This is a genomic window from uncultured Porphyromonas sp. (assembly GCF_934359325.1).
Lineage (GTDB): Bacteria > Bacteroidota > Bacteroidia > Bacteroidales > Porphyromonadaceae > Porphyromonas_A.
The window spans coordinates 1-12,046 of record NZ_CAKRLH010000035.1 but is presented as its reverse complement, the minus strand read 5'-3'; the positions used below and the strand labels follow the sequence as shown (position 1 = coordinate 12,046).

6 protein-coding genes are annotated in these 12,046 nt (G+C 54.7%); 5 read left to right on the top strand and 1 reads right to left on the bottom strand.

Features of this window, described 5'->3' with window-relative positions; translation table 11 throughout:
• Window positions 1-583 precede the first annotated feature (583 nt).
• Window positions 584-1,057 carry a hypothetical protein gene (locus tag Q0F21_RS02605; protein WP_297237121.1) on the top strand — a complete coding sequence of 158 codons (474 nt, stop codon included), beginning with the start codon at window positions 584-586 and terminating at the stop codon, window positions 1,055-1,057.
• A 1,384-nt stretch (window positions 1,058-2,441) separates the two neighbouring features.
• Here the strand turns inward: Q0F21_RS02605 and Q0F21_RS02600 are convergent.
• Window positions 2,442-3,761 carry an AAA family ATPase gene (locus tag Q0F21_RS02600; RefSeq protein ID WP_297237119.1) on the bottom strand — a complete coding sequence of 440 codons (1,320 nt, stop codon included), beginning with the start codon at window positions 3,759-3,761 and terminating at the stop codon, window positions 2,442-2,444.
• A gap of 643 nt (window positions 3,762-4,404) precedes the next feature.
• On the opposite strand from Q0F21_RS02600, the gene Q0F21_RS02595 reads away from it, so the two are divergent.
• The 4 genes from Q0F21_RS02595 to Q0F21_RS02580 form a co-directional block, all read left to right on the top strand.
• Window positions 4,405-6,240, top strand: coding sequence for a long-chain fatty acid--CoA ligase (locus tag Q0F21_RS02595; RefSeq protein WP_297237117.1), 1,836 nt, complete (start codon window positions 4,405-4,407; stop codon window positions 6,238-6,240).
• 316 nt (window positions 6,241-6,556) lie between these two features.
• Complete coding sequence (locus Q0F21_RS02590; protein ID WP_297237115.1) at window positions 6,557-8,074, top strand: BACON domain-containing protein; 1,518 nt, start codon at window positions 6,557-6,559, stop codon at window positions 8,072-8,074.
• 24 nt (window positions 8,075-8,098) lie between these two features.
• Window positions 8,099-9,655 carry a BACON domain-containing carbohydrate-binding protein gene (locus Q0F21_RS02585; protein ID WP_297237113.1) on the top strand — a complete coding sequence of 519 codons (1,557 nt, stop codon included), beginning with the start codon at window positions 8,099-8,101 and terminating at the stop codon, window positions 9,653-9,655.
• Window positions 9,652-12,046 (top strand): S8 family serine peptidase (locus Q0F21_RS02580; protein ID WP_297237111.1); only part of this gene is annotated, 2,395 nt, incomplete at its 3' end. The genes Q0F21_RS02585 and Q0F21_RS02580, both read left to right, overlap by 4 nt.

Genomic DNA, 12,046 nt, shown 5'->3' with positions numbered 1-12,046 from the left:
CCAAGTAAACAACTCAGTACTAATGGCATGAGGAGAATAGACCTCTATAAGTATATATTAGATGGGTAAATAGTAAACGGCTTTATGAGAGTGTGGAGAGATAATTGCGTCTTTTTGCTTGCTGTTAAGTGTATTTTTCTTCATTCACATTAGATGTTATTTCTAATCACAGCGCATATCAGCCTAGTTGGCAAATGGGGTGTGTGGGTCGCCGAGCTGAGACCCTTCTTCCCGAGACCCGCCAGGGTGTCGCACTTATCAGGGAGTCATGCAACCAGTGCGACACCCTGGCGGGGTCGCTGTGTCGTTTGTGATGCCTGATCCACGGGTCTTCGGGGCTACGCCCCTCGACCTGTGGCTATGGAGCGGGCACCCACAAGGGGTGCTTCGCTCCCCACTCTTCACATTGAGCTGATTGACTTCTGTGCCACTTAAATGTGTCTCCCCTGGTTACTAAGCAAACAAACAGCATCAGTTAAATTATTATAGATACATTTGTCGTGTAATTGAAATATAGGATAGTACATTGTATCATATCAATTTGTTAGGACTCGGATTGTACAATCATAATTATATTGGATGTATGAAAAGAATACTATTCTTCTGCCTGTTGTTATTGTCTTTCAGTTGTTCCGCTTATACTCAGCAGAGCCAAAAGATGATATACAACAATGACTTTGTTAGCAAGCTTGACTCCATACAGATTGGAAATAGCCCGGCGCAGGTCAAGCTTTTATTGGGCAACCCATACAAAAGGACATTCGCACAGTATAAAGATGGAAAAATTGTGGAGCAATTGTCCTACAAGACAAGTACTGATCACCCATACTTAGAATGGTCTGAAATAATATATAAGTTTTCATTTTTGGATTCTAAGCTTATTGCTGTTGAGGACAACGAGTATCGAAAAGGTAGCAATGCCCAAATAATTGTAAACGAAGGAGGTATATCCCAATTTATGACCCAGGTGCTTCCCTTCATCCAGCTTGATGATAATACTAAGCAATCATCTTCGTGTCACTGTAAGGACTGCACATCTACTTCCACAAAGCCATAGATATAATCAGCATCCCGATAAGTGGCAGAGTGTTCATCACAATGAGCTACTCTGCCTTTTTATTTTAGCATACAGTGCTGGTCACAAATGAAGAATTTTAGAGGTAGATAAACCAAGAGTTGATGTGAAAATGGGGAAAGAAGCGCACCGTAGTGGGGTGTCCGCTCCATAGGCATCGGTCATCTGTGTGGCAGTTACCGATGTAAGAGAACCTCCCGACCCCGATAGGGTGACGCCGAGCAGGTATCCTCTCTATCCCTAAGGGTACACTGCCTCCCTACCTACCCTCTTCATAGGCCATGATCGCAACCCTTTTTTATCCTAACACGGGATGTTGGTAGAGTGTCAGTAGAGGGGGAATGAGTGTTAGGATGTGTGGAAAACTTTTTCTCGGGTTTTGCTTGCTTTTGTGGGCGAAAAAAAGAACTCAGAAAGCAATCGGGATAACCAAACTTTTACCCCAAAAGTTATGCACCACTTTTCCACAGCCCCACTCACACTCTGTGCAACCTGCCAAAGTCGCCGGGGTAGAGGGTTCCTCGGGGGTCCGAACCGTTTCACCAACACTTTCCACACCCTTCCTCATCATCCTTTACAGCATTTCATCAAGTCTATCTCTCTAAAGGTATAATAGGATGAGAGGAGCGGAAGCGACACAACGTGTTGGGAAAAAAGGAGAGGGGACTATGGGTGACGCATTAGATCTTTACAGCTATGCAGAGGAGATCTGCGGCTGGAGATCCCTCTTCTAATGCACCCGACTGCCGATCCCGCAGGGGCAGAGCCCCGTAGGGATCATCGCTCCTTAGCCCGCGTGTCGAGGCACGAAGTGCCGAAGACCGCGGGAGAGGATGCCAAGAAAGATAAACGACCCCGCCAGGGTGTCGCACTTATCAGGGAGTCATGCAACCAGTGCGACACCCTGGCGGGGTCGCGATCGCTTGTGATGCCTGATCCACGGGTCTTCGGGGCTACGCCCCTCTACCTGTGGCTATGGAGCGGGCACCCGCAAGGGGTGCATCGTTCCCCACTCTTCATAATGTGTTGATAGACTTCTGTGCTATTTAAGTGCTTCACCCCTCATAGGGGGGCAAAAAACTACCCTCTCCTAGAGAGTTTTCTCTAAACCCGGTATTAGTGATCTCTATTACCGGGTTTAGTTGACACTAATATCGGTATTAGATAAGCGGCTGATCCTGAGCATCCGTTTTTGCTGCCGCTTAGGGGGCTCTTCTTACCTCCTTTCATACACAATTAAGTGCCGAAAAGTGTATCATCACCACACTTTTCGGCACTTAATGGTGTGTCAAGGGCTGTGTTGCGCTTTTCCGCGAATGTTTATCCCGGGTATGGGAGATGGGAGTATCAGCCCGGTATAAGCTCTCTATAGACCCAGTAGCTTAGGGAACCACTCGGCGAGAGGAGAGGGGCAGCTCAGCAGTCCGTCATTGTACTGAAGGTTGCGGAGTGAGAAGCGGATGCGCTTCTCGGGGCTGTACTTGCTCGTGTATATACCAAGGCTCCTCCCGCTGACAGAATTCTCTGCCTTGACCTCTACAGGTATGATCCGCTCGCCCCACTGAATGACAAACTCCACCTCTGCCGTATTATCGGAGGTCCAGTAATAGGGATGTCTATTGTCAAGTAGTGGCATGAGTGATTGCAGGATAGCATTCTCTGCCAGACTTCCCTTAAACTCCGTAAAATTGGCACTCGGGCTCATCACTGTGGATGGTGGGAGATTGGCAAGACGGCGCAGCAGCCCGCAGTCGCACGCGTAGACCTTAAAGGCTCTTGGATCCTCGTACGCAGAGAGCGGTAGTCCGGGCTTGGATATATTGAATATCCGGTAGATCATCCCTGCGTCCTCGAGCCAGAGAAGCGCATCCTCGTAGTCCTTGGATCGGGCGCCACTTCGGATCACTCTGTAGATAAATTTCTTATTCTCCTTGGTCAATTGTGAGGGCAGCGAGTGCCATACGGACCGGATGCGAGGGATGTCGCGAGGCTCTGCATACTTGGAGAAGTCCAGCTCATAGAGATCCAGTATGTCCTGTAGGACCTGCTCCACGCGCTCCATTCCCTCTCCATCAAGGAGTGCAGTGGCTGCCTCGGGCATACCTCCGCAGACCAAGTAGCGTCGGTACTCGGTGGTGAGTTTATTGAGGATGACCTCGGGGAGATGCTCCGGCTGCTCCATTTCCTCCACGTAGGAAAAGGTCTTTGGGTCTGCCGTGCGGAGAAACTCTCTGAAGGTGATCGGGTACATGTGCATCAGGCTTACCTTGCCCACCGGTACGGTCATACTCTTGCGCTTCACGGCCACGCCCAGCAAGCTCCCCGCAGCCAGTATGTGGTACTCAGGAGCATCCTCGTAGAAGTACTTGAGGCTATTTAGGGCCTCCTCACACTCCTGTATCTCATCAAAGATGAGGAGTGTCTTCCCTGCCTCGATCGGAACATCTGTATAGAGGGCAAGCTCCTTAAGGATCCGCTCCGGTCTCTTGGAGGTGCTGAAGACTGACTTGAGCTCCGGCTGACGATCGAAGTCAAACTTGGCGTAGTAGTCGAAGTGATCGGCTCCAAACGTCTCCATCACCCAGGTCTTGCCGATCTGCCGGGCGCCCTCAAGCAGGATCGGCTTCCTGTGAGGGGAGTCTATCCACCGGATGAGTCTGTCGGTTATGTCTCGCTTAATAGCCATAATACACTTTTAAGTACGGAAAAGTGTCAAAAATCACACTTTTCCTTAGTTAATAGTGCAATTATAGCGATTGTTGGGCATATCGCCTAATAGGCTTGGATGGGGTAGGAAGAGGTGGTGCACTTGAGCGTTACTGGAGCCACTCCACTCATCGTGAAGAGTGGTGAACGATGCACCCCGACAGGGGTGCCCGCTTTTTAGACCCGGGTCAAGGGGCGTAGCCCCGACGACCCGGGGGTCAGGCGTTGCTAGCGATCCCGCGACCCCGCTAGGGTGTCGCACTGATTGACTGACTGGTATGTGCGACACCCTGGCGGGGTCGTATACCTTGAATGCATCGTCGTTTCCCGGGGTCTTCGGCACTACGTGCCTCGACACCCGGTCTAAAAAGCGATGATCCCTCCGGGGCTTCGCCCCTGCGGGATCGGCATGCGGTAGCAGCATGGCTGGGATCAGTCGACAGGATTGCACAGCGGCAGGGATTATCACTTCTTTGCAGTAGAGCTCAAGTGCGTCACCCCTGGGGGTGGTGGGAGTAATTATTCTCACTATAGGACTTTTGTGTACCTTTGTCTCAGTAAGGGGCTTTGCGTAAGGAGAGACACCTCTACAGGAACGAAACTTCAGCTATCTGATAAGAGTTATGAGCCATACACCTGAGATATATCCGCTGTGTCAGCTGCCGGATGCTAATGTAGAGCGCTACGGGGGGGCAGCCCCCTGCCTGCTCCTGCGCGATAATGCCTCCAGGACGTGGCATGAGATGAGCCAGCAGGCCTTTGCCGACCTGACGCACCGGATGGCTGCGGCACTCCTTCGCTTCGGGATCCGTCCGCAGGAGGGGGTGGCGATCTTGTCGGAGAATAAGGCGGAATTCCTCGCCCTAGACCTTGCCGTGCAGCAGATCCGCGCCTTCAGCATCCCCATCTATGCCAGCTCCGCCGCCGGAGAGATCCGCCATATCGTGACGGAGGCGGAGATCAGGCTGATCTTCGTGGGCGACGACCGGCAGTACAGCATGGTGAGCGAGGTGGTGAAGGATCTCGACTGCACGGTGGTCTGTATAGAGCCGAGCGAGAGAAGGCCCTTCGACGGCACGAGACTGGATGACTTCCTCCGGATGGAGGATGCCGAGTATGAGCGGTATCGGGCGGAGATCAAGGAGCGGATGGCAGACTACAGCCTCGACGACATCGCCTTTATCCTCTACACGAGTGGTACCACCGGTACATCTAAGGGGGTTCCGCTCACACAGCGCAATATCATCACCGCCATCAAGGCGCACTTGGTGATCGAGGGCATGAAGCCGGGCAGGGTGTCGCTGATGTTCCTGCCGCTGGCACATATCTTTGAGAAAATGTTTAGCCTCCTCTGCCTGCAGTGCGGGGTGACGATAGCAGTGAATGAGAATGCCCGCTCGCTCTTCCACTCCCTCAAGGAGGTGCATCCGCACTTTATGTGCAGCGTGCCGCGCCTCTGGGAGAAGCTGCATCAGGGGCTGATGAAGTACGTACGGGAGGCGCCTAAGTCGCTCCAGAGCGTGGCTCGACGGTCGATGAGCGTGGCGACTGCCTATCAGGAGAAGTATATCTCGACGGGGCGGAGGGCGCCTTTCTTTCGGAAGCTGCAGTACAAGTTTTACGACAACATCTTCTTCCACACGATCAAGAAGAAGCTCGGCATCGACCGGGGGCTGGTCTTCCCCACCTCCGGGGCGGCACTCAATGAGCACGTCTACCGATCGCTCCTCTCGATGGGCATCCCGATCATGTACGGGTATGGCCTGACGGAAACGACGGCATCGGTATCCTTCAGTCGTCAGGGTGACTTCGTGATCAGCTCCGTGGGGCGTGTCATCGACCCGGTGGAGGTGAGGATCGATGAGTCGGAGGGGGGCGAGATACTGGTGCGGGGTGATACCATCACGCCGGGATACTACAAGCGTCCGGAGGAGAATGCGAAGGTCTTTACGGCCGATGGATTTTTCCGCACGGGGGACCTCGGCCGGATCGATGAGAAGCGGAATCTCTTCTACATCGAGAGGAAGAAGGATCTCTACAAGACCAGCAACGGGAAGTACATCGCTCCGAACTTCCTCGAGGGGCAGATCCTGCAGGACGAACTCTTCAGCCAGGTGGTTACTATCGGCGATAAGCGAAACTACGTCACCGCTCTCGTGGTGCCGGACTATAAGGTGCTGAGTGAGCTGATGGGCGAGGGAGCGCCGACCGATCCGAAGGAGCTGGCAGCGAGCGAGGAGGCGCAGAGGATCGTCAAGGAGCATATCAATGAGACGCTCCGTGAGCAGGCCGACTACGAGCAGGTGCGGCGCTTTGTGCTGCTGACAGAGCCCTTCTCGGTAGAGAACGGACTCCTCACCTCGACGATGAAGATCCGTCGGGCGCATATCATCGAGCGCTACACGCCCGAGATTGACTCCATGTACGGCTACTCGGTAGACGACAAGCCCGAGCTCTGATCTCCGGAGAGAGCAAAAAAAAGGCGTCCGAGGAACATGTAAAGTCCCTCGGACGCCTTTTTTGGTAGATACTTCGTACCGAATTTATACCTCTAATTGAAGAATAATATTCTTTTTGGCGAAAAAAAAGAGAAGTAAGTTTGTTTGCAACCAAAGTGAAGAATAAACAAATGAAATCAGAAAAAATGTCATCCGGAGTGAGCAACTGATCCGATAATAGTCCGTACATTTGTGTCGTGAAGCTTGGTGCGAGGCATTTCGATCGCTCTGTCGGACACCAATGCGAACCTTTTTATTACTCACTTAATACATTATTATGAATCGCTGTAAACCAAAAAAACTCCTGGTGCTGCTGCCGATCCTCCTGCTCCTCCTACAGACAGGATGCACGATCGGTGACGAGCTGAGTGAGACGGCGAGCCTGACCCTCTCGGAGGTAGGGATAGTCTCACTCGATCCGGGTAAGGTGTCTCGCGAGATCGGTGTGACGACGGATGCCTCCGACTGGAGCTGCTATACCGCCAATAGCTGGATCTCGGTCACCAAGAAAGATGACCACACCCTCCTCATCAGTGCGGAGGCTAATCCCACCTCCGATGCGCGTCTGGGGTCCGTCGTCGTGACGGCATCCGGTGTGCGTCGCCAGCTCACCATCATGCAGGGTAAGGGCACGGAGGTGATCATAGCTCATGCCGGTAGTAGTGCCGGCTCGAGTGAGCTCTCGATCAGTCAGTGGGGCGAGACCCGCTCCATCGATGTGGAGAGCGGGACCGACCTCTGGACTGCCAAGAGTGACGATGAGTGGATCACCGTTACGCCCTATCCCGTCGCCAAGCGGATCGATGTCCGCGTGGCACCCAACCGCAATCGCGAGCCGCGCGAGGGCAAGATCATGATCACCCTGCAGGGTGAGAGCAGCGGGGGAGCTGAGATACGCGTGTCTCAGAGTGGGGTAGACTGGTTTATACTCCCCTATATGAACTTCGAGAGTGCTACAAGACCCGACATCCAGCTCTTCGAGGAGAAGAGGGGTGGGGCGATCGAGGACGAGAGTGAGCGTTTCTTCACCTTCTCCACCACGAGCAGCGCCTTCCCTCGTGTCGTATATACGATCTATGCGGGTGGGGCCTACCTGTATGCTCAGGTGGATGCCTCCTCGACGCAGCTCCTCCTCGGTGAGGCGCGCCTGGAGCTGATCAGCTTCCTCAAGGAGAATGGCTTCACTGAGCAGGTGGATGAGAATACCTTCCGCCACAAGGATAAGCGCAATCTGACAGTAGAGATCAAGCCTTTCTTCAAGAATACGCCACACCTCCTCTTCTCCTACAAGCCGGAGCAGCCCGCAGCAATGCCTACCTTTGAGACTCTGCCACTCGGACTGACCGACTTTGGCATCACGAAGGAAGAGGTGAAGAAGTATGAGGACAGCGTAGGCGGCGAGGAGACCTACAATTATGAGGATGAGTACGAGTTTGTCACTCCTCCGGGTAAGTACGAGGCCGATGGGCGGCTCTATCTCTTCCATCAGGATAAGAAGAGCGGCATCTATCAGCTCGAGAAGACCCGTCAGTACTTCCTCGACACGGATAGAGGATTCTGGAACTATAAGGGGTACTTCACGCCGACCAACGAATTTATGGAGCTCTGCGAGAGGGAGGGCTTCCACTTCGAGGAGTACAACATCCTCGAGCATGTCTATGTCTTTGTCTCCAAGGAGAAGGGGCTGACCTTAGGTGCTCAGTGTAAGAAGTTCTTCGGAGATCCCAAGCCGATCATCGTCCTGCAGATCAATCCGGGAACCAAGATGATTGCTCACAAAACCAACCGTAAGTAAACCACCATACGACATAATCAGATCATGAATAAATCACTATATATACTTGCATCGCTCCTCACGGCACTCCTCTGCTTCGGATGTACGCCTGAGAGCTTAGAGAAGGAGCCGACCATGCTCGAGCTCGACAAGCCGGAAGTACGCCTCACCAAGGACAAGGGCGAGCTGGTCGTCAGCGTGCAGACCAATGAGGAGTCCGTCGTCGCCATCAGCAATAGAGACTGGATCACTGCGGTACCTGAGGGTAAGTCCGTCAAGCTGGTCTATGATGAGAATAAGGTGATCGGCCAGCGTGATGCCGTCGTCCTCGTGCAGGCGGGAGACTTAGTCAAGGCTCTTAAGGTGACCCAGGAGGGCAACGCCCTCGATGTGACCACCGTCCCGGAGGCGATCGTACTGGAGCCGTGGGACAGCGAGGTTACCATCAGTGTCCGCGTCAATGGCGAGGGCTGGACCTGCACCTCAGCCACCGACTGGATCCAGGTCACCTCCCTCCCGTGGAAGAAGGAGGTAATCCTCCGCGCAGAGTCTAATAAGAGTGGCGGTGCGCGTCAGAGCGAGCTCATCTTCCAGGTAGAGGGAGAGACCGGCACAGTATCCGTACCGGTGAAGCAGAAGGAGTGGCCGCTCTTCCTCCTGCCCTACATTGACTTCGAGTACGGCACCATGAGCCTCATCTCCCGCTTCGAGATGGAGCGCAGGAGCATGATCAAGCAGACGCTCACCGGCTCTGTCACTTTCACGACCACCAGCCCGATGATGAGTCAGATAGCCTACTCCTTCTCCACCAAGGGTGTGATGACTGCCGCACAGGCTTACATCGCCGCCGACTACACGACCACCGATGAGGATGGCGAGACGATGATCACAGAGGAGACCATGCATGTCATCGACTCTGCACTCCTCGCTGAGGGCTTCACGGAGAAGCAGGGCAAGCTGCGCTACTTCAATCCCAGCAATCGCGTCGTAGCCTCCATCAAGGACCACACCTACGACCCCAATATCGAGTACATCTACATCCCGAAGCAGCCGCAGGCTTACAAGACCTTCGACAAGATCCCCTACATCCCCGTCGCATTTGGTGCCGACTACAGCGAGGTACAGAAATACGAGCAGGAGAATGGCGGTGTCTACTATCCCGATGCCGACCAGTATGACGATGCGAATGGTCTCTGCTACTTCGAGTACAAGGTGCCCGGCAGCAAGCAGATCAAGTCGCGCAACTACTATCTCACATGGGATGCTAAGAAGCAGAAGGTCGGCATCCTCCTGGCTACCTTCCAGGAGTGGTCTGACATCAATCTGGTCTACTGGGAGTACAACGGCCGTCTCAATATCACTGAGGAGTTCCTTGCCCTCTGTGAGAAGGATGGATTCAAGTACAACGGCAAGACCTCTGACGGCAAGATGGACGTCTTTGTCAATGCCTCTAAGGGTGTCCAGATGAGGACCCAATTTGCACATTTCCAGGGCGAGGAGGATCCGTCGCTCGTCATCATGATGTTGCCCTACGAGGCCTCCAATACACAGACGAGCGCTCTCGACCATAAGATGACTCAGATGAAGAAGCTATGGAAATGAGACAGATGTCAAGTATGGGGCTCTTAGCCCTCTTCCTTACCCTTGGTCTCGGTCTTGCCTCCTGCTCCGACAGGACGGCACTCGACCCCGAGGAGCCTGAGCAGTCTGCCGAGGTCGATCCGGCAGGTCAGGGGGCGACGGTCCCCGGTCTCGTCCGCGTCCGACTGACGCCCGACCTGGCCGATAAGATCGGTACCCGCGCCCTCCGTGCTGATGATCCTGCGCTACGGAGCTCCGATGAGTCTATGAGCGATCTCCTCCGGAGTATCGGTGCCCGCGAGGTGCGTCCGGTCTTCATCATGGAGCCTGCCTATGAGAAGCGTATGCGCCGGGCGGGGCTACACCTCTGGTACGACATTATCCTCGATGAGAGTGCCGGTGAGAGCACTACACTCCGCTCTGCTTCTCAGGTCGCCGATCTCCCCGGAGTGGATCTGGTGGAGCAGGTGCCTCTCTACCGGACGATGGATGAGCCGGTATTCTTCCCTCTGAGAGCCTACGGCTTTGACTCCGAGCGTGACGAGAAGGATGTGATGCCCTTCAACGACCCCTACCTCCCCAAGCAGTGGCACTACCACAATACAGGCTCGGGACTCAAGTCGCTCAAGGGCGCTGATCTCAATCTCTTCGAGGCGTGGAAGCAGGAGACCGGAGACCCCTCCGTCATCGTGGCTGTCATCGATGGTGGTGTCTACTATGAGCATGAGGACTTGGCTCAGAATATCTGGGTCAATCCGAGTCCCGGTCAGGGCGAGTACAAGGACGATATCCACGGGTACAACTTTGCCGACGAGGATGCCAATATTGCTTACGACGCCCACGGCACGCACGTGGCGGGTGTTATCGCTGCGGTGAATAACAACGGCATCGGCGTCTCCGGTGTCGCCGGTGGTAATGGCAGTCCCGACACTGGTGTGCGGATCATGGTCTGCGATGCCTTTGGGCGAAAGAATGGTCAGGCCTTTGAGCGCGCCTTTGTCTACGCTGCCAATCATGGCGCCGTCATTGCGCAGAATTCCTGGGGTGGATCCAAGTTTATGTCCCCCTCGCTCAAGGCCGCGATCGACTACTTCATCGACTGTGCCGGCTGCGATGCCGATGGCAATCAGCTGCCCGACTCCCCGATGAAGGGTGGGGTGGTACTCTTTGCTGCCGGTAATGAGTCCTCGGATGATATGTCCTACCCCGCCGCTTACGGTCCGGTGGTGACCATCTCCGCCATGGCTCCCGACTGGAAGAAGGCGTACTACACCAATCGTGGCGAGTGGATCAAGCTGATGTGCCCTGGTGGTGACCTTCACTATCCCGGCGGACAGATCTACAGCACCTCGGTGCAGAAGAAGGTGGACGACGAGGGAACAATCCTCGCTGCACAGAGTTACTACGAATTCATGCAGGGGACCTCGATGGCCTGTCCTCACGCCAGTGGTGTGACCGGGCTGATCGTCTCCAAGTATGGCGGACGTGGCTTCACGAACGCTGACTGTAAGCGTCGCCTCCTCTCTGCACTCCGCCCGGCGGACATTGACGAGTACAATCCCGGATTTGAGGGCATCCTCGGTGCCGGGTACCTCGATGCTGCTCGTGCGCTCGACAGCGATACCTCCAAGGCTCCTGAGCAGGTCAAGGACGTAGAGGCAGAGCCGGGATATACCGACCTGACCATCACCTTCCCTGCCGTCGCAGACCCGGATGATCGTACCGCAAGCTACTACGTCATCTACTACAGCGATAAGGAGCCTCTCACCGCCTCTACCTACAAGAGTGCGAAATCTACCAAGGTCTTCGGACTGAAGTATAATGTGGGCGAAAAGGTCTCCTATACCAGTCGCAACCTCTCGATTAATCAGGGCTACCACTACGCGATAGTGGCGGTAGACCGCTGGGGCAATGAGGCAGCTCCCACCTTCTTCTCCTCCTCTACGCTCGACAATGCCGCCCCCGAGGTGACCGTCGAGGGACCTAAGGAGATCCGCCTCGCCGGTAGTGAAACCGCTCGTCTGCTCCTCAGGGTGGCCGACCCCGAGGGTCACACTTGGTCCTACACCATGAAGGGCGACCTCCTCGGCATCACTGCCACGAGAGAGGAGGAGACGATCCTCGTCGATCTCTCGGCAAGAGGTTCCGTCGGTAAGCACGACTTCTCAGTAGTCGTCAGGGATCAGTATGGTGCCGAGACGGAGGTGAAGATCTCCTACGAGGTCTACCTCAACTCTGCCCCCGTGCTCTCCAAGCCGATCACGCTCGCCTACCTCCCGATAGGCCGTGAGCAGACCATCTCTCTCGGAGACTGCATCACTGATCCCGATGGTCATAAGCTGACCTACTCGGTCACCTCCTCAGCCGGTCAGGTCGTCTCCGCCAAGCTACACGATGGCGTGCTCTCCCTCA

What these genes read in the sequence shown, in the direction of transcription:
- Q0F21_RS02605 (WP_297237121.1), top strand. Translation starts at nt 584, where the DNA reads ATGAAAAGAATACTATTCTTCTGCCTGTTGTTATTGTCTTTCAGTTGT.
- Q0F21_RS02600 (WP_297237119.1), bottom strand. Translation starts at nt 3,761, where the DNA reads ATGGCTATTAAGCGAGACATAACCGACAGACTCATCCGGTGGATAGAC.
- Q0F21_RS02595 (WP_297237117.1), top strand. Translation starts at nt 4,405, where the DNA reads ATGAGCCATACACCTGAGATATATCCGCTGTGTCAGCTGCCGGATGCT.
- Q0F21_RS02590 (WP_297237115.1), top strand. Translation starts at nt 6,557, where the DNA reads ATGAATCGCTGTAAACCAAAAAAACTCCTGGTGCTGCTGCCGATCCTC.
- Q0F21_RS02585 (WP_297237113.1), top strand. Translation starts at nt 8,099, where the DNA reads ATGAATAAATCACTATATATACTTGCATCGCTCCTCACGGCACTCCTC.